20 protein-coding genes are annotated in these 16,856 nt (G+C 39.8%); 5 read left to right on the top strand and 15 right to left on the bottom strand.

What is annotated here, in order from left to right:
- Positions 1-49 precede the first annotated feature (49 nt).
- The 6 genes from CCS77_RS08435 to CCS77_RS08410 form a co-directional block, all read right to left on the bottom strand.
- Positions 50-538, bottom strand: coding sequence for an addiction module antitoxin (locus CCS77_RS08435; protein ID WP_107917128.1), 489 nt, complete (start codon positions 536-538; stop codon positions 50-52).
- Positions 539-546: 8 nt separating this feature from the next.
- On the bottom strand, positions 547-1,344 hold the full coding sequence (locus CCS77_RS08430) for a UDP-N-acetylmuramate dehydrogenase (protein WP_107917127.1): 798 nt from the start codon (positions 1,342-1,344) through the stop codon (positions 547-549).
- Positions 1,341-1,610, bottom strand: coding sequence for a flagellar biosynthesis protein FliQ (gene fliQ, locus CCS77_RS08425; RefSeq protein ID WP_236635313.1), 270 nt, complete (start codon positions 1,608-1,610; stop codon positions 1,341-1,343). The genes CCS77_RS08430 and fliQ overlap by 4 nt, the downstream gene beginning before the upstream one ends.
- Entirely contained in the window at positions 1,607-2,422 is an 816-nt protein-coding gene (locus CCS77_RS08420) for a menaquinone biosynthesis family protein (RefSeq protein WP_234400099.1), read from the bottom strand. The genes fliQ and CCS77_RS08420 overlap by 4 nt, the downstream gene beginning before the upstream one ends.
- A 112-nt stretch (positions 2,423-2,534) precedes the next feature.
- Positions 2,535-3,032, bottom strand: a complete 498-nt coding sequence (locus tag CCS77_RS08415; RefSeq protein ID WP_107917125.1) for a chemotaxis protein — start codon at positions 3,030-3,032, stop codon at positions 2,535-2,537.
- 8 nt (positions 3,033-3,040) lie between these two features.
- Positions 3,041-4,129 carry a nicotinate phosphoribosyltransferase gene (locus CCS77_RS08410; RefSeq protein ID WP_107917124.1) on the bottom strand — a complete coding sequence of 363 codons (1,089 nt, stop codon included), beginning with the start codon at positions 4,127-4,129 and terminating at the stop codon, positions 3,041-3,043.
- Between the two features lie 127 nt (positions 4,130-4,256).
- On the opposite strand from CCS77_RS08410, the gene modA reads away from it, so the two are divergent.
- The 4 genes from modA to CCS77_RS08390 all read left to right on the top strand — a co-directional run bounded on the left by modA (position 4,257) and on the right by CCS77_RS08390 (position 7,492).
- Positions 4,257-4,955 carry a molybdate ABC transporter substrate-binding protein gene (gene modA, locus CCS77_RS08405; RefSeq protein WP_107917123.1) on the top strand — a complete coding sequence of 233 codons (699 nt, stop codon included), beginning with the start codon at positions 4,257-4,259 and terminating at the stop codon, positions 4,953-4,955.
- 8 nt (positions 4,956-4,963) lie between these two features.
- Positions 4,964-5,623 (top strand): molybdate ABC transporter permease subunit, encoded by a 660-nt coding sequence (locus tag CCS77_RS08400; RefSeq protein ID WP_107917122.1) that lies wholly within the window; start codon positions 4,964-4,966, stop codon positions 5,621-5,623.
- Positions 5,624-5,708: 85 nt separating this feature from the next.
- Positions 5,709-6,161: an acetyl-CoA carboxylase biotin carboxyl carrier protein gene (accB, locus tag CCS77_RS08395; protein WP_002940019.1), complete on the top strand. Its 453-nt coding sequence runs from the start codon at positions 5,709-5,711 to the stop codon at positions 6,159-6,161.
- A complete protein-coding gene (locus CCS77_RS08390; protein ID WP_004317853.1) occupies positions 6,161-7,492 on the top strand; it encodes an acetyl-CoA carboxylase biotin carboxylase subunit in 1,332 nt (443 codons plus the stop codon). Before accB ends, CCS77_RS08390 begins: the two co-directional genes overlap by 1 nt.
- A gap of 149 nt (positions 7,493-7,641) precedes the next feature.
- On the opposite strand, the gene CCS77_RS08385 is transcribed toward CCS77_RS08390, so the two are convergent.
- From CCS77_RS08385 to CCS77_RS08350, 8 genes are all read right to left on the bottom strand, one after another.
- On the bottom strand, positions 7,642-8,193 hold the full coding sequence (locus CCS77_RS08385; protein ID WP_103558977.1) for a DUF2393 family protein: 552 nt from the start codon (positions 8,191-8,193) through the stop codon (positions 7,642-7,644).
- Positions 8,193-8,723 (bottom strand): DUF2393 family protein, encoded by a 531-nt coding sequence (locus CCS77_RS08380; protein WP_103558976.1) that lies wholly within the window; start codon positions 8,721-8,723, stop codon positions 8,193-8,195. Before CCS77_RS08380 ends, CCS77_RS08385 begins: the two co-directional genes overlap by 1 nt.
- Positions 8,713-9,447 (bottom strand): bifunctional phosphoribosyl-AMP cyclohydrolase/phosphoribosyl-ATP diphosphatase HisIE, encoded by a 735-nt coding sequence (gene hisIE, locus CCS77_RS08375; protein WP_107917121.1) that lies wholly within the window; start codon positions 9,445-9,447, stop codon positions 8,713-8,715. The genes CCS77_RS08380 and hisIE overlap by 11 nt, the downstream gene beginning before the upstream one ends.
- A 2-nt stretch (positions 9,448-9,449) precedes the next feature.
- Complete coding sequence (locus CCS77_RS08370; RefSeq protein ID WP_107917120.1) at positions 9,450-10,562, bottom strand: prohibitin family protein; 1,113 nt, start codon at positions 10,560-10,562, stop codon at positions 9,450-9,452.
- Positions 10,563-10,578: 16 nt separating this feature from the next.
- Entirely contained in the window at positions 10,579-11,493 is a 915-nt protein-coding gene (locus tag CCS77_RS08365; RefSeq protein WP_002939975.1) for a branched-chain amino acid transaminase, read from the bottom strand.
- A 100-nt stretch (positions 11,494-11,593) separates the two neighbouring features.
- Positions 11,594-12,235 (bottom strand): thiol:disulfide interchange protein DsbA/DsbL, encoded by a 642-nt coding sequence (locus tag CCS77_RS08360; RefSeq protein ID WP_107917119.1) that lies wholly within the window; start codon positions 12,233-12,235, stop codon positions 11,594-11,596.
- Between the two features lie 9 nt (positions 12,236-12,244).
- A complete protein-coding gene (gene bcp, locus CCS77_RS08355; RefSeq protein ID WP_107917118.1) occupies positions 12,245-12,742 on the bottom strand; it encodes a thioredoxin-dependent thiol peroxidase in 498 nt (165 codons plus the stop codon).
- Complete coding sequence (locus CCS77_RS08350; RefSeq protein ID WP_009295389.1) at positions 12,739-12,942, bottom strand: tautomerase family protein; 204 nt, start codon at positions 12,940-12,942, stop codon at positions 12,739-12,741. Before CCS77_RS08350 ends, bcp begins: the two co-directional genes overlap by 4 nt.
- Before the next feature lie 114 nt (positions 12,943-13,056).
- Here CCS77_RS08350 and CCS77_RS08345 point away from each other — a divergent pair, with 114 nt between their 5' ends.
- Entirely contained in the window at positions 13,057-13,461 is a 405-nt protein-coding gene (locus CCS77_RS08345) for a hypothetical protein (protein WP_021084112.1), read from the top strand.
- Here CCS77_RS08345 and CCS77_RS08340 read toward each other — a convergent pair.
- Positions 13,458-16,778, bottom strand: a complete 3,321-nt coding sequence (locus tag CCS77_RS08340; protein ID WP_107917117.1) for a DUF748 domain-containing protein — start codon at positions 16,776-16,778, stop codon at positions 13,458-13,460. The two genes, CCS77_RS08345 and CCS77_RS08340, sit on opposite strands and share 4 nt — an antisense overlap.
- Positions 16,779-16,856: the final 78 nt, after the last annotated feature.

The raw sequence follows: 16,856 nt of genomic DNA, 5'->3' as shown, positions 1-16,856 counted from the left end.
GTTGAAATTTGGCTTGATTTTATCTAAAAAGAGATGAATTTTACTTGATTTACTCGCAAATTATAATATTTTCGCCAAGCAGTGCAGCGCTATCAATAAGAGCAAAAAGCTGCTCTTTTTCAAACAAAAATCCATAAATTTGATCTTCATTTTTTAGTATCGCAAGATTTAGTGGCTCTACAAGCGAGCTTGCGCAAAGGTTTAAAAAAGCTTCATCGATACTATTTTGCGAAATTTGGGGTTTGGTTTTGAAATTCTCATCTTTTATAAAAGAGATAAATTTCTCTTGCGAGGTAGATTTATTAAATTTAAAAATTAGTTTTTCTTTTAAGGCTTGGGCTAAAATTTCATCAAATTTAACTAGGTCGATGTAGTTTTGCACACCTAAAATTTGAGCAAAATTTAGCAGATTTTTATCATAACTGGCCACATTTTTCTCATGCTCGCTTTGCGCCTTTTTAGCCCTATAAACGGCATAAAAACCAATCATAATAAACAAAATAGAAAGTGTTAAAACTTCTGCTAAAAACTCACTCATCATCATCCTTATAAAATGCAAACTTCAGTCTTAAGCTCTACGCCAAATTTCTCTAAAACTCTAGCTCTAGCCAAATTTATAAGGCTAGTGGCATCTTCAAAGCTTGCGTGGTTAAAATTTATCAAAAAATTTGCGTGCTCTTTGCTAAATTTCGCTCCGCCGATAGCGTATCCCTTTAGTCCAACTGCCTCCAGCAACGCCCCTGCAAAGTGCCCTTCAGGATTTACAAAGCAGCTGCCAAAGCTAGCTCCTTTTGGCTGATTTGCCCTCTTGGCACTTATAGCTTTAGATACGCTCGCGTCAAAGCCACTAGAAAGCTCAAATTTAGCTCCCAAAATAGCCTCATCTATGCCGCTGTGGCGGTAGCTAAAGCTTATCTCCTCTTTGCTTACCCAGCCACGAGCCAGACGCACATGCGTGAGATTGTCGCTTATGCTAAATTTAAGCAGTCCAGCGTTCATTTTTATAAGTCCGCCAAGAGTGCCTGGGATATTTTTTAAAAACTCAAGGTGAGCTATGTTGTTTTGTTTGCAGAAGTTATAAATTTTGGCAGATTTTGTCGCAGCACCTATCTCAAGATAAATTTTATCGCCTAAGCGTTCTAAATTTATATAGTCAAAGCTCTTGCCAAGCATCGCCATTTTTGGGGGATTTGGCGAGATAAGAAGGTTGTTGCCCCCGCCTATCATCACTGTGCCTAAAAAGTGAGGCGAGCTTAGATCTTCAAGACTATCAACCTCAAAAATTTCATGCACGCCGCCTATCCTAACTGAGGTAAATTTAGAAAAATCAACAAGCCTCGTCACTGGATAAATTCCGGTATAAACTCAAGCATACGAGTGGTAAATTCAACCATCATCGAGATCATCCAAGGCATTAAAAATATGATGACAACGACGACTAGTAAAATTTTTGGCACGAAGCTTAGCGTGGTTTCGTTTATCTGCGTGGTCGCTTGAAAAATGGAGATGATAAGACCAGCTATTAGTCCGCTTAGCAGCATCGGAAGGCTGATATAAAGGGCGATCTTAAAGGTTTCAACTCCAAGTGAGATAAGCGTACTTTGCATCAGCTAAACCTTACTTCGTTGTATTCAGTTGGGATTAGGTAGTCGTTTACGTCGATCGGCTTTTCAAAAAAGCCTTTGTCATAGCCTATTTGATAGAGCTTGTTTAGCGCTTTTAGCTGCGTTTCGTTCATGCTTATAGACTCGTCATTTGCGTATAAATTTAGATATGTTTTAAGCTCTTCTTTGCCAACTCTGATGAGGTTTCGCTCCATTAGCATGTGAGATAAAAATGGCTTGTGCGAAGTGGCGATCCTAACGGCTTCGCTAAGCACTCTCTCGCACTCGATCGCGTCGGTTATGGGCAGACTTCGTCTAAGCGCCATGCCGCCAAGTGGAAGCGGTAAATTTTCGCCGTTTAGCTCGCTCCAAATGTCCCAAATTTCGCGCTCTACGCAGAGCTGGTCTGAGAAATTTAAGATACTTTCATGTATGAGCACGCCAGCATCGACCTCGCCGCTAAGCACGGCATTTTCGATCTCTAAGAAATTTTTATAAACGATCCTTGCCTCTGGGTAGGCTATGCGAAAGAGCAGAGCATTTGTCGTGTTTTTGCCAGAGAGAGCGACCTTGAAATTTCGCTTTAACTGCTTATCTTTTAGCTTGATAAGCTTTGGTCCGTATCCGTTGCCAAAGCTCACGGCACAGCGCAAAAGCGCGAATTCATCGCAAATTTTAGGATAGAGTGCAAAGCTGATCGCTGTTGCCTCATAAGTGCCTTTTAGTGCCTCTTCGTTTAGCGTTTCTATATCAAGCGCCTTTGATGTGAAGGCTAAATTTTTACTGCTAACCCAGCCAAATTTGACCGCGGCATACATGAAAATATCGTCAGCATCCGGCGAGTGAGCGACGTTTATGGTTTTTAGATTATGCAAAGATGATCCTTTTTTTGATTACGCCATTTTAATGAAATTTATTTAAAATAAAGTTTTAAGGGCGGTTTTGAAACGATTTTACCAGCTTTGCCTCTTTGAAATTTAGCACATATTTCACGTCTATGGCGTCATTTTTACCCTTGTTGCGCGAAGAAAAGGTCGAGTAGTAAGGGTGTTTAAGGTCAAGCATTTTAATTAGCTTTTGATCATCAAGTTCTTTTTTTACGCGCTCAACGATGATCGTTGTTATAAATTTATCCTCAAACTCATAAAATGGCCAGACTATAACGCCAGCGTCGCTTGATTTAAAGTCCGTGATTTTAGAATTTTTAGGGATATTTAGCATGGAGATGATCTTTTTGCGCGAGTTGTCCGCGTTTTGCACGGAGATCACCTTTACAAGCAGGTCTTTTTTGACTCCGATTCCATTTTGGCTAAAGCGATAAACTCCGTCCTCAAGGATGCCAACTTTTTCAAAGGCGTTAGCGTAGGTTGCGGCAGTGCAAGCAGTCAGTAAAAGCGACAGAATCGTTAAAATTTTTATAAATTTCATCTTTTCTCCTAAAATTTAACTCTTTTTAGCCTATCTGAAGCGAAATTTTTTCTGCCAAATTTAGCCTCACTTTTGCCGTTTAGCTCGACTAGATCGCCTGTAAAGCCACAAATGTCATTTTTAACAAGATAGCTTCCCACACCGTAAATATCAACTGGGGTGTTAAATTTCTCAAATTCGCTCATTTTTTGCGGATTAAAGCCTGAGCTAACGACGATTTTAACGTGCTTAAAGCCAGCTTTATCAAGCGCCTCTCTTAGGGCAAATATAAGCTCCTTGCAAACGCCGTGCGGGTCAAATTTGCTCGTATCTTTGCCATCAAAATACCTATCTATCAAATTTTTGCTAGTATCAACTCTAACCGCGCCAAGCCTCTCTTTTAGGGCATTTGCAGCCTTTAAAGCATCTGTTATCACGTCGTTGTTGTAATCAACCAAGGCCGTGATCTGCTCGTTTTGAAAGGTTTTAGCGTAAATTTGGCAAGCCTTTACCACGTCTCCGCCGCACATTTGAATGAGCGCGTGAGGCATGGTGCCACCACCTTTTAGCCCTGTAAGCTCGCCCTGAGCGTCTGTGGCGACCTTTTTTATGCCGCCGATAAATGATGCATAGCCGTCGCCTGGCTGCGTACAGATGTCATCTTGTCTGTCTGCCATGCTAAAGACGTCCTTGCCATTTGCTGCTTTTATCACGTCTCTGGAATTTGTCGCCACGCAGCTTCTTCTAGTGAGCGTCGCGTCAATGACGTTTTCTAAAAAGCCAAAATTTTCATACTTGCCGCTTATCTTTAAAACTGGCTCGTTTGCATTTATGATATCGCCATCATCAAGTGCGTAAATTTCAAGCTTGCTTGGGTTTTTGGCAAATTTATTGATGATAGCCAAAACCTCGTCGATGCCACAAAGCACGATATCATCGCGCCTTTGGAAAAACTGCATCGTCACGTGCTGATCTGGTAGGTTTTGCTTAATTATCTCATTTACTTTTAGAAAATATTTCGCCGTAAAGTAGCCCTCGCCGATCCTAGGATCTAGCCTAAAAGTCCTGTCTGTTAGCCTATCTATCTTGCCTTGCATCTTTAGCTCAAGTTCGTTCATGTCTGTCCTTTTGTTTTTGCGAGATTATACCATTTTAGAAAAAGGCTGAAATTGTAAAAATATATTTTAAGAATATATAAGAGTATATTTTATAAAATCTTGAAATTTTATTTTTAAAGGAAAAAATATGAAAAAAATTTTGCTTTTAATGGCCGCAGTTTTTGCATTTGGCAATGAAAATTTGCTAGTTAGTGCAGGCGGTGGATATAAAAAGATAGTCGAAGCAGTCGCGCAGAATCTCAAAAAAGATGGCGTAAATATTGACACCTCTTTTGCAAACATCAAAGCGATCATGGCACAGGCAAAAGAGGGCAAAACTGACGTGATAGTGGGCGATGAGGACTTTTTGAAAAAGTCTGATCTAAAGATTACTGAATATGTAAATTTAGGCTCTGGCGCCTTGGTGCTAGCTACCAAAAAGGGCGTAAAAATAGAAAAAGTTGATGAGCTAAAAACGCTTTCAAAAATAGCTATGCCAGACGCGGCAAAGACTGTTTATGGCAAGAGAGCGAGCGAGTTTATGCAAAATGCAAATTTAAGTGGCGAGCTAAAGGATAAAATTTTAGCAGTTGCAGGCGTGCCACAGGTCGTTACCTATATATTAAACGGCGAAGTTGATGCTGGCTTTATCAACCAAACTGAGCTAAATGCACACAAGGATGAATTTGGTAGTTTTATCTTGATAGATAAGGCGCTTTATGCACCAGCAAACATCGTGGCTGCAAAGCTTGAAGGATGCGAGAAAAAGGCTGATTGCGAGAAATTTATAAACGAGCTAAAAAGCGAGAGATCAAAAGAAATTTACTCTAAATTTGGCATAAGATAGGGCGAAATTTGCAAGAGCTCGCTTGGCTTTTTGATCCACTATTTTTAAGCATAAAGGTCGTTTTGTGCCAAGGGCTTTTGCTTGCTATTTTTGGGCTAGCTCTTGCTTATTTTTTAGCTTTTAGCAGCTCTAAATTTAAAGCAGTTGCTGAGATGATAGTCACCTTTCCTCTCATATTTCCGCCCATTGCGACGGGATTTTTACTGCTTTATCTACTTGGCAAAAATGGCATCATCGGCAAGGCTTTAAATTTAGAGATCGTCTTTAGCTTTAAAGCCCTCGTTATAGCAGCCTTCATAGCCTCGCTGCCACTTTTTGTAAAGCCCGTAGCCTCAGCGCTAGGCTCACTTTCAAAAAGCCTAAGTGAAGCAGCATATAGCCTTGGTAAAAATAAATTTCAAACAGCCGTTTTGGTGCTTTTCCCAAGCATCGCAAAAAGTGTGGCAGCAGCCTTTATCCTAGCGCTTTCGCGAGGGCTTGGCGAGGTTGGCATAACGCTCATTTTAGGCGGCAATATCATAGGCAAAACAGACACCATCTCACTTGCCATCTACAACGCAGTCTATGACGGCAGAAGCGATCAGGCACTCGCTTTAAGTCTTGTTTTAGTTGTGCTTAGTTTTTTCTTATTTTTTATTATAAATTTGCTAGAAAAAAGTAGAATTTAGCACAAATTTTATGCCAGCTAAAAATTAAATTTATTTAAATTTCGCTACAATTAGGGGCTTATATAAAAATTTAGGAGAATTTTCTATGAAAAAAGAAGATATAAAAGAGCTTATCGAATTTTTTAATGGTATGGAGATGAATCATATCAAGATAAAAAGTGGTGATTTTGAGGTCGAGGTAGAGAAATTTGCTGATTATTGCGCGCCTGCAAAGCCAGCAGCACAAGCAGCAGCTCCAGCGCCAACACCTGTAAATGTTGTCGTTAGCTCAGAGGTAAAACCAGCTGCAAATTCGCCAAAAGATAGCATAAAATCTCCTATGGTAGGTACTTTCTACGCTGCTCCAAGCCCAGGCGCTGCACCATTTGTAAAAGTAGGTCAAAGAGTGAGAAAAGGCGATGTAGTGGGCATCATCGAAGCTATGAAGATCATGAACGAGATCGAGGCTGAGTTTGACTGCCAGATCACTGAGATGCTAGTCTCTGACGGACAGCCAGTTGAGTTTGGATTGCCGTTGTTTGGCGTGGAGAAAAATTAATGGAATTAAAAAGAATTTTAATCGCAAACCGCGGTGAGATCGCTCTTCGTGCTTTGCGAACGATAAAGGAGATGGGTAAAGAAGCCGTTGTAGTTTATTCAACCGCTGACAAAGACGCGCTTTACGTAAAATACGCCGACGTGGCCATTTGCATCGGTAAAGAGCGCTCAAGCGATAGCTACCTAAACATCCCAGCTATCATAAGCGCAGCTGAGATCAGCGAAGCAGACGCTATCTTCCCAGGTTATGGCTTTCTAAGTGAAAATCAAAATTTTGTTGAAATTTGCTCACACCACAAGATCAAATTCATTGGACCAAGCGTTGCTGCGATGGCTTTGATGAGCGATAAGAGCAAGGCAAAACAGGTCATGCAAAGAGCCGGCGTGCCAGTCATCCCTGGCTCAGACGGCGCTGTGGCTGATACAAAAGCTGCAAAAGAGCTAGCCAAAAAGATCGGCTACCCTGTCATCTTAAAAGCTGCGGCAGGTGGTGGCGGACGCGGTATGCGCGTGGTTGAAAAAGAGGCTGATTTAGAAAAAGCATTTTGGTCTGCTGAGAGCGAGGCGATGAGCGCATTTGGCGATGGCACGATGTATATGGAAAAATATATCCTAAATCCACGCCACATCGAGGTTCAAATCATCGGTGATAGCCACGGCAACGTGCTTCACATAGGCGAGCGCGACTGCTCTATGCAGCGCCGTCACCAAAAGCTGATCGAAGAGAGCCCAGCTATCTTGCTTGATGAAAAAACAAGAGAGAGGCTACATGAAACTGCCATAAAAGCAGCAAAAGCGATCGGCTACGAGGGGGCAGGTACGTTTGAGTTTTTGGTTGATAAAAATTTAGACTTTTACTTCATCGAGATGAACACAAGACTTCAAGTCGAGCACACAGTAAGCGAAATGGTAAGCGGGCTTGATATCATCGAGCTTATGATAAAAGTGGCTGAGGGTGAAAAGCTACCGTCACAAAAGAGCATCGAGCTAAAAGGCCATGCGATCGAGTGCAGGATCACAGCTGAGGATCCAAACACCTTCACTCCGTGCCCTGGCAAGATCACAAAATATGTCTGTCCAGGTGGCCGCAACGTGAGAATGGATAGTCACATCTACCAAGACTACTCTATACCGCCGTATTATGACAGTATGATCGGCAAGCTCGTTGTTTGGGACACTGATAGAAATAGAGCCATTCACAAGATGAAAGTTGCTCTTGATCAGCTCATAATAAGCGGCATCAAAACAACAAAAGACTTTCACATCGCCATGATGGAAAACAAAGACTTTTTAAGCAACAACTACGATACAAACTATCTTTCAAGACATTAAAACTAAATTTTAAACCATTGCCTTTTTGGCTTTGGTTTAAAATTTCTTATTTTATATATAAGCCAAATTTTATTTAGATTTAAGAGAAATTTAGCCAGTTTATAATTATTTGCAAAACGTGATAAATACTAAAAATTTATCTAAATTTATTAGTAGCAACTAAGTTTTGTGATATTCATACCATTTTTAAAATATGGCGGATAGGGCATAGTTACTGTAAATGGCACCGCTTTTTGCTTTGGTAAATTTTGAGCTACGTCAAATTTATATGCCACAGTGTTTGGTCTCTCGTCCTCATCGCCTCCAAAAACCCATGAGAAAAATGAGAGCCCGCTTGGTTTAAATAGCGCTTCGCCACCAAGATCGTTTTTATTTAGCGGCTGATTAATAAGCTTAATTGTAAGAGTGCATTTGCTAATGGTAAATTTGCCGACATTTCTTACTTGACCTCGAAAGACGATGCTTTCATTTCTTAACACTCGCTCGCTCTTTACACCCTCGACTATGCCTTTTTTGGTGTATTTATCAAGAACTAGCATCAAAAAAATGGCAAGCGTGGTTGAGACCAAAATATTTGTAAAAAGTAGCGATAAAAATAGCTTTCGCTCAGCTCTAAGTGAGAGCACAAGAAATAAAATAGAAAGTAGTGCGATCGCGAAAAGCACGATGATATGAACGATGGTAAAGTAGTTTGAGCTCATCAAAAACACTCCGCTTTTTTGGTGATATTGTAGTCAATGAAGGCAAAGTCATTGACAAATTCTCTTATCTGCTTGCTCTGCTTTGGCAAAAGCGCTTCATTTAAAATGATACGTTTTTTAGCAAAAGGGTTTAGTGAATTTAGAAAATTTCTCGTGCTTTGCGTTGAACCAAGGTAGAAGCCAAGCTCGATTTTGCAAACGTTTAATGTGTAGTTTGAGTTATTTGTGATGTTAAAATCAACCATCAATGCATCGACATATTGAAGCTGCTTTGTGTTTATTTTGCTTATGCTAACTGGTCTTAGGTTTTCATTTATATATTTGTTTGCGTAGTAGTTACCTGCAAAAAGTCCCAAAAAACCAGCTAGGATAAATAAAAATCCTATCTGCCACCATGATTTTATCGCAACAAAAATTCCTAAAAGCACGATAAATATAAATGCTAAAAACACCCAACCATAGGCTAGAAAGTCGATAAGTTTGGCGTTTTGAAGTATGAAAAGTATGTTGTGCTTGATGCTATTTAACATCTCGCGATCTTTTTTCTTCGATACCGCTCATGCCAAAACGCCTTGCAAGCTCGTTTTTGACGGTATCTGGATGTATGTTGTGGGCTGAAAGTGCGACAAGCGCGTGAAAGCAAAGATCAGCTGCTTCATAGATGAGGTCATTTTTTGCCTTTTGCTCATCTTGTTTTGTCTGCTTGGCAAAACTAAGCTCTTTTGCCGCCATGACAAGTTCTGTAGCCTCCTCGCCAACTTTTTTTAGAATTTGATTTTCACCCTTTTTAAAAAGACTTGCCACGTATGAAGTTTGTGGATCTGCATTTAGCTTTCTATCTTCTATAACGTGATAAAGTTCGTCAATGACGCCGTAACTTGGCTTTTTAACCTCGCATTTTTGATCAGAAATTTCTAAATTTTCTAAATTTATCTCGTTAAAAAAGCAAGACCTTGCCCCAGTGTGACAAGCAGCGCCTCCATTTTGAATGACTTTTAAAAGCAAAGTGTCGTTGTCGCAGTCTAAAAACGCAGCCTTGATCTCTTGTGTGTTGCCACTCTCTTCGCCTTTTTTCCAAATTCTATTTTTAGTGCGTGAAAAGTAGTGAGCGTAGCGGCTAGATAGACTTAAATTTAGTGCTTCTTCGTTCATAAAAGCAAGCATCAAAACCTCGTTTGTAGCATGATCGCAAACCACCACCGGGAGCAATCCACTAACCTTTTGCCAGTCTATACTTTTTGCTACGCTATTCATTTTTACCTTTCGCTAACCGAGCTAGCTTTTGCCCTATCTTTTGCATCTAGCCAGATATTTGGCACAGCTCCGCCAGGTGTTAAGAAAATTTTGGCATCTTTGTTCTCTTTAAGAGCGTCGTTAAACCTATTTTGCGTCTCGATCTGTTTTAAATTTAATAAATTTTGATCTACACTTTTTGCGATCTCTTTGTTTGCATACGCAGTCGCATCAGCCTCGATCTTGATAGCATCGGCCTTACCCTTTGCCTCGATGATCGCAGCTTTTGCGCTACCCTCGGCAAGTGCGGCTTGTTTTAGGGCCTCTTGATTTGCACGCTCGACCTCGTATTTTGTCCTCTCGGCCTCTTGTTTAGCGATCTGAACGCGCTCGATCTGCTCTTTTACCTTTGAAGGCAAGATGATCTCACGAAGCTGCACTGTTAGAAGCTCAACTGGCTTGTTTGGCTGTGAGTCGATGTCTTTTCTTATGCCATCATCGATCTGTCTAGCTAGGTCGTTTCTCTTTGTCGGTAGCTCTTCGGCTGTGTATTTACCAGCGATGCTGCGAACCACGTCGCGCACGACAGGATCAACGATCTTGCTCTCCCAGCTAAGACCCCAAGATGCGATAGTTTGTGGCGCATTTTCTGGATTTAGACGGTACTGCACGGTGATATCGATGCTAACTGGTAAATTTCTAGCGTCTAAAACTGAGATAGAGTTTTTGCGTAAAATTCCAGCTCCTTGATAAGACTTTTGCAAGCTCTCGCCCATATCTTCGCCTGAAGTGTAGTTGATGATCCTAACTCTAGTATCAACTACGATGATATTTTGGATAAATGGTAAAAAAAAGTGAAATCCTGGTTGCAAAGGATTTGGCTCATATTTACCCGCTGTGGCTTTGATGCCGACCTCGCCTGAGTGTATCACTTTAAAAGGCTGAGTGATAGCAAGGATCGCGATAATGGCGATTATGATGTAGGCTAGCGCACCAAATTTGCCAAAGCCACTTGGTATATTTGGCATTTTAAAATCCTTTTTAAAAGGTGGCTCTTTGTCATTATTTTGACCTGAGCCCCTGTTGTCATTACCTGGCTTTTTTTTGTTGAAATAATCATTTAAATCAGCGGGCATTTCGTTCCTTTAAATCTTAAATATATGTTAAAAATGATTCGTATTTTTTGTTTAGACCATAAACTACGTCAAAGTAAGCTTTTTGTAGTCTCTTTGTCACTTCGCCTCTAGCACCGTTGCCGATGATGCGGTTATCTATACTGTTTATCGGCGTTACTTCAGCTGCAGTGCCAGTGAAAAATGCCTCGTCAGCTGTGTATGCTTGATCTCTTGTGATGCGCTCTCTTCTTACTTCGATGTCAAGATCGTGAGCTAGTCTTATGACTGTATCTTGAGTGATGCTAAGTAGGCTGTTGTCGTTTGGTGGAGTGATCAATGCGCCATTTTCAACGATGAAGAAGCACTCGCCTGGACCTTCAGCCACAAAGCCCTCGCTATCAAGAAGTAGCGCCTCGTCGTATCCAGCCTCTTTTGCTTCGTAGTTTGCCATTTGTGAGCTTAGGTAGTTTGAGCTAGCCTTTGCTCTGTTCATTTGAGCAGCTGGGGCAAGTTTAGCAAAGCTTGAAATTTTAACTCTGATGCCTTTTTCTAGGCCTTCATCGCCAAGATATGCACCCCACTCCCATGAAGCGATAGCAGTTTGCACTGGTGCTTTTGTGTGCGCTACGCCCATTACGCCGTATCCTAAAAAGATAAGTGGGCGGATATAGACGTTGCTGTTATATTTGTTTGCGCGAAGTAGCTCGATCTGTGCTTTTTCAAGCTCTTCTTCAGTGTAAGGCACGTTTAAAACGGTCATTTTTGCTGATCTTAAAAGTCTTTTTGTGTGGTCTTTGAGTCTAAAAATAGCTAGACCTTTTTTTGTTTTATAAGCTCTTGTGCCCTCAAATACGGCATTAGCGTAGTGCAAAGAGTGAGTTAGAACGTGTACTTTCGCATCGTCCCATTTTACTAGTTTTCCATCCATCCAGATGAATTCTGAAGCGTTCATAATTAAACCTTTCTTTTTTAGAAATTTGATCCGAGTTTATCTAAAATTGCTTTAAATTTACATTTCTAAGCCCAAAATGTCCGTAAATTTTAGGCTAAAGTTACTTATCTAAAAGCTCTTTTATCGTCTTTGCCATCTCGTCGATCGACGAAGCTGCGTTTAAATTTATTAGATATTTGCCGCTTACCACAAAGGCTGGCACGCCACTAATGCTTGCTACATCATAAGAGGCAAACCACTCGTTTAAAAGCTCTTTTGCACGATCTGAGCTTAGCGCTTTTTCGTATTCGTCTTTGCTTACGTGAGCCGCATTTAGCGCTAGATCTATAAATCTTTGCTTATCTTTGCCGTCATTAAAGTCATCTTTTTCATCGTGTCTTGCCTTGTAGATCGCAAATTTAGCTTGCTTAAATTTAGACTCATCGCTTAGCAGATCAGTCCCATTTGCCTCATCTATCGATATAAGAGCGGCGAAAATTTTACTTGTTGTCTCGCCAAGCTTGCCTTTGGTGCTTAGGTGATATGGGATAAATTTAACCCCGTCAAGCTTTGACATCAGCTTTCTTGTGATCGTTCGGTCAAATTTATAGCAGTGTGGGCAGTCGTAGCTAAAGACCTTTACGACTGAGTTTTTAGGCACGTTAAGCGGTTTTGCTAGAGTTTGATACTCCACACCTTCAGTTAGTGCTGATAAATTTAGCGCAAAAAACGCACTTAAAACTAGCATTTTTATAAGTTTCATCTTTGCTCCTTATTTTGCTAGATCAGCTAGCACTTTTGCGGCGTGGTCTTTGGCTTTTACGCTTTTATAAATTTTAGCTATCTTGCCGTCTTTGCCGATCACAAAGGTGCTTCTGGCGATGCCAAGATACTCTTTGCCGTAGTTTTTCTTGACCTGCCAAACGCCATAAAGCTTTGAAATTTCTTTATCCTCATCGCTTAAGAGGATGTGCTTTAAATTTTGCTTTGCGATAAAGCCCACATGCGACTTCACGCTATCTGGACTAACGCCGATGATAACGGTGTCATTTTTGATAAACTGATCGTAGTTTGCGCTAAATTCGCAAGCTTCAGTCGTGCAGCCAGGAGTGTTGTCTTTTGGGTAGAAGTAAAGCACCACGTTTTTGCCTATAAAGTCCTTTAATGCGACCTTTACGCCATCTTGATTTAGCGCTTCAAACTCTGGCGCTTTATCGCCAACTTCAAGCGTTATCTTTCTTTCAATGTCTGCTTTGCTAAATTCGCTCATTTCATCCCCTTTCTTTTGTCCTCTACGCTCTCGCCACCTACGCCGATATTGCCAGCATCGTGAGTTTCGATAAAGATCATAACCGCCTCTTTTTTCTTGCCAAGAACTCTTACGAGCGTCTCGGTTACTTCTTTAAAAACTTGATCTTTTTGCTCTTTTGTAGGCTCTGGGCCTGCTATTTTGATATTAACATAAGGCATTTTTGCTCCTTTTTTAAGATGCAAAATATTAGCTAAAATGAGTGAAATTTCAGATTAAAGCCGTTATTTAAGAATTTGGCATTAAAATAAGCAAACTTCCAAAAGGAGCGAAAAATGGACTATAACAGGCAAAATAAGGGCTTTGTTTGCTTTATGTATGGCTTTGGACGAAGCAGGGCGGTTTATGCGGTTTTGATGATACTAATGGCGCTTTTGGCTGGCTTTTTAACACTTACTTCAAGCGCTCAAGCTGACGTTTCAAATTTACAAATAGCCCTTGGCATCATACTTTGTGGCCTTTTGCTGATCCTTGTAAATCCTAAAATTTTCATCATCAAGCTAATTGGCTACTTAATCGCCTTAGCTGGCGTTATGATCGCCCTTCACAACGCAAATTTGCTAGGAGCTGATTTTAATTTATATTTTTACGCAAGCCTTATTTTTGGGGCATTTATGATGCTTATGCTTCTTAGTTGGTTTGTCTATAATGCAAGAAGCAGCGAAATAAATGAAATTTAGTTCGCCACTCCCATTAGCACGCTTGTATAGGTGTTTTGCTTAGGCTCTGAGCTTGTTGCATCGTTTATATTTATGCGGCCAGCCTCAAGCCCAGCTTTTATAAGTGCCTCTTTTACCGCATTTGCACGCTCATTTGCAAGCTCTATTAGCTTTTCTTTATCGACCTCGATGCCCTTTAGCGCCTCTTCTCTTAAGGCTTTTTCGTTTCTATCTTTTAAATTTGGCACAAGCTCATTTAAAACTGCGATGTAGTCTTTGCCGCTTGAAGCGATGATTTGATTGATCTTTTGATCTAGTTTTTTGTTTTTATAAAAGCTTTCATCTAGTTTTGAGTATGTTGGCGTTATGCTAAGTTTCATCTTAGGTTTTGAGCCAGTTAGCTTTATAAAATCAGCTATCTTAGGCGCTTCTGAGCTTATGAGCTCGCTACTTCCAGCAAGAAAATCAATAGAGCTAAGATCTTTGCTGCCAAGTCCTAGGGCGTTGCCTAAAAATCTAAACGGAGCTAGCGTGATATCAGCAAAGAGCTTTTTCACAGCTGCCCAGATGACGCCGCCATATTTAAAGTCAGGATCGTCTAAATTTCCCTCAACTGGCAGGTCGATGTTTATTTGATTATTTTGATCGCTAAGTATCGAGATAGCAAGCGAAAGTGGTAAATTTACAGCGTCTTTTGAATCAACCTTCTCTCCAAGTGTAAGTGAGTCAAAATTTATGAAATTTGAGCCATTTAGTTTTGAGTCGGTGACGCTATAGTTTAGGTTTAAATTTAGCTTACCTTTTTTGATCTTATAGCCAACAAACTGCCCACTATATGGCGTTATATCAGTTAGATCAATATCTTTAAAGTCAAGCTTTATGTCGGTATTTTGCTTTAGCTCAAATGGAAAGAGTTTTGCAGTGATCTGCGCAAAGCCATTTTTGCCAACCACACCTTGAAACTCGCCTGAGCTTGGGCGCTTTTTATCGATGTCTGTTAGCTTGCCATTTAGCTTTGAAATCGTTGTGGCAAATGGCATAAATAGCGATGCATCTGAGAAATCAACCTCGCCATTTTTAAGAGAAAAGTTTTTCACGCTAAATTTTAGCTCGTCATCTTTTTTGCTAGTTGCCTTTTTACTCTCAGGTTTTGCCTCGGTTTTAGCCTTATTTTTATCCTCTTTTACGATCTGAGATAGGTTAAATTTACGCTCTTTGCTTAGATGAGCCTTGATAAATGGCGAATTTAAGCTAACTCCGCTTATGGCAAGGTCATTTTTGGCAAATGAAATTTTTTCAAGATCTAGGCTTTTAAAGGCGATTAGTTTTTCAGTTTTTTTGCCATTTAGCCTTATATCTTTGATGCTAACTTTTGCGTCTGCTTTGATATCTTTTGCGTAGTGAAGCTGGGCATCTGCGCTCATCTGACCGCTAGCTAGAGATGCTTCTAAAAAGGGCTTCGCATAGGCAAAATACTTTGGTAAATTTGTATCATTTAGCTTGATTTTAGCGCTTACATCAAGTGGCTCGATCTTTATCTTTGAATCAACATCCAAATTTAGCTTTTGTGAGCTTTTCATCGCCACTTTTGCGTCAAATGGCTTGCTAAAATCGCTACTTAAATTTGCTACTTTTACAAAAAGATTATCAAATTTATGAGCGATCTTTTCGCCCTCAAAAAGGTGTGTCAAAGCGATGTCAGCGTTATTTACGCTTATATTTTTTACATCAAATTTAAACTCATTTTCTTTGCTTTTTGAAGCACTTTTATTTTCAGCCTTTTTCTCTACTTTTTTAGTGTGTTTTGCTGCTTTTGTAGCTTTTGCGCTCTGCTCGCCAAATCCTAGCTCATTTACAGCGCTTAGCCCATTGTCGTTTAGTTCTGAAGTAAATTTAGGCTTATTAACATCGACACTAGCGATATTTAAAGCCGTTTTTAAAATGTCAAAGCTTATGCTCTTTATCGCCACATCAGTGACGCTTGCTATATCTTTATTTTTTGCTTTAAGCTCTATGTTTTTTACATTTAGCTCATCAAGGCTCGCAAGGCTTTTGTTGCCATCCATTGTGAAGCTTGTATTTGTCACGCCAGCGCTTGCTACATTTGCATTTGCGCTTTTGCTAAGTGGCGCATTTATGCCATTAAGTACTATTTTTTCAAGTGTTAGCGCGGTTTTGTTATTTGCTAAATTTATATTTAAATTTGAAGCATTTATATCTTTTAAATTTGCTAAATTTCTATCTGCTTCATCTACTTTAAGAGCGTTTGCACCTATGCTTTTTAGCTTGGCTGTGGCATTTAGCTCACTTTTTTCATTTAAATTTGCAAGAAGCGAGATATCACTTAAATTTAGTGATTTTACGCTTGCGGCTATAGCATTTTTAAAAGAGATATCATTTAAATTTATGGCACTTAAATTTAGCGCAGCCTCCGTTTTATCCGCTATCTTACTATCAAGATCAAATTTTGGAAGCTCTAACTCGCCAAGGCTAAGCTCATTTGCGCCTTCATCTAAACTTAGTCCTTTTACATTTAAAAAGCCATCTTTTAAATTTATCCTAGTTGCGTTTTCATCGGCTTTTAAAGCGTAGTTTATCTTTAGGCTTATAATGGCATTTTTGAGATTTAACGTGTCATTATCGATAAAGCTTATCGCAACTGGCTTTATGCTAAAGTCCTTTATGCTGACATTGCCCTCTATTTTTAGTGGATTTAGCTTGATATCGCCATTTAGATCGATCTTGTGCGCTAGACTTGAGTTTGAGTCAAAGATGTGACTACCAGCGCTATTTTTCTTCGTATTTAGCGAGTTTAGCTCGTAGTTTATATCATCAAAGCTTACATTAAATGGCTTTGTTAAATTTTGATCGCTATATGAAAATGAACCTTTGATGATTTTTGCGTTATTTAGCGCGAAATTTATTGAGCTAGTGCTGTTGTCTTCGCTAGTTGCGTTATCATCGCTTATAAAATTGCTAAAGTTAAAATTTGCTTTTTTATCTCTTGCGATCTTTACTTTTGGCTCATCTAGCCTAAAAATGTCTATCTCAACTAGCTTTTTAAAGATAGAAAATGGCTTTAGCTTAAGGTCGATCTGCTTCGTGCTAAAAAGCGGCGAAGTGGTGTTTAGCTCGGCATTTGTAGCGTTTAGCTCGAAGGTAAATGGGTTAAATTTAGCATCACTTACAAAAAGTGTTGCGTTGTAGTCTTTTAGGTATTTTGGTGCGATATTTTTGATAGCATAAGGCAGACCAAAAAAGCCAAGAAGCGTATAAATAAGCAAAAGTGAGACTACGCAGATGCCGGTGATTAGGGCTATTTTTTTCTTTTTATCCATTGTGAAATTTACCTTTTTGTCAGCTAAAATGAGCCTTGATTTTACTTTAAAAAAGGTTAAAAGTTAGTTAGAAATTTC

The sequence above is a fragment of the Campylobacter concisus genome, assembly GCF_003048375.1.
Lineage (GTDB): Bacteria > Campylobacterota > Campylobacteria > Campylobacterales > Campylobacteraceae > Campylobacter_A > Campylobacter_A concisus_T.
The sequence above is the reverse complement of the archived record's forward strand: the minus strand, read 5'-3'. Positions and strand labels throughout refer to the sequence as shown.

Excerpts from the sequence above, each read along its gene's own strand:
- accB (WP_002940019.1), top strand. The coding sequence starts at position 5,709 with ATGAAAAAAGAAGATATAAAAGAGCTTATCGAATTTTTTAATGGTATG.
- hisIE (WP_107917121.1), bottom strand. The coding sequence starts at position 9,447 with ATGAATAGCGTAGCAAAAAGTATAGACTGGCAAAAGGTTAGTGGATTG.
- bcp (WP_107917118.1), bottom strand. The coding sequence starts at position 12,742 with ATGAGCGAATTTAGCAAAGCAGACATTGAAAGAAAGATAACGCTTGAA.
- CCS77_RS08435 (WP_107917128.1), bottom strand. The coding sequence starts at position 538 with ATGAGTGAGTTTTTAGCAGAAGTTTTAACACTTTCTATTTTGTTTATT.
- CCS77_RS08415 (WP_107917125.1), bottom strand. The coding sequence starts at position 3,032 with ATGAAATTTATAAAAATTTTAACGATTCTGTCGCTTTTACTGACTGCT.
- CCS77_RS08380 (WP_103558976.1), bottom strand. The coding sequence starts at position 8,723 with ATGTTAAATAGCATCAAGCACAACATACTTTTCATACTTCAAAACGCC.
- CCS77_RS08385 (WP_103558977.1), bottom strand. The coding sequence starts at position 8,193 with ATGAGCTCAAACTACTTTACCATCGTTCATATCATCGTGCTTTTCGCG.
- CCS77_RS08350 (WP_009295389.1), bottom strand. The coding sequence starts at position 12,942 with ATGCCTTATGTTAATATCAAAATAGCAGGCCCAGAGCCTACAAAAGAG.
- CCS77_RS08340 (WP_107917117.1), bottom strand. The coding sequence starts at position 16,778 with ATGGATAAAAAGAAAAAAATAGCCCTAATCACCGGCATCTGCGTAGTC.
- CCS77_RS08410 (WP_107917124.1), bottom strand. The coding sequence starts at position 4,129 with ATGAACGAACTTGAGCTAAAGATGCAAGGCAAGATAGATAGGCTAACA.
- modA (WP_107917123.1), top strand. The coding sequence starts at position 4,257 with ATGAAAAAAATTTTGCTTTTAATGGCCGCAGTTTTTGCATTTGGCAAT.
- CCS77_RS08365 (WP_002939975.1), bottom strand. The coding sequence starts at position 11,493 with ATGAACGCTTCAGAATTCATCTGGATGGATGGAAAACTAGTAAAATGG.
- CCS77_RS08390 (WP_004317853.1), top strand. The coding sequence starts at position 6,161 with ATGGAATTAAAAAGAATTTTAATCGCAAACCGCGGTGAGATCGCTCTT.
- CCS77_RS08420 (WP_234400099.1), bottom strand. The coding sequence starts at position 2,422 with ATGTATGCCGCGGTCAAATTTGGCTGGGTTAGCAGTAAAAATTTAGCC.
- CCS77_RS08360 (WP_107917119.1), bottom strand. The coding sequence starts at position 12,235 with ATGAAACTTATAAAAATGCTAGTTTTAAGTGCGTTTTTTGCGCTAAAT.
- CCS77_RS08370 (WP_107917120.1), bottom strand. The coding sequence starts at position 10,562 with ATGCCCGCTGATTTAAATGATTATTTCAACAAAAAAAAGCCAGGTAAT.
- CCS77_RS08345 (WP_021084112.1), top strand. The coding sequence starts at position 13,057 with ATGGACTATAACAGGCAAAATAAGGGCTTTGTTTGCTTTATGTATGGC.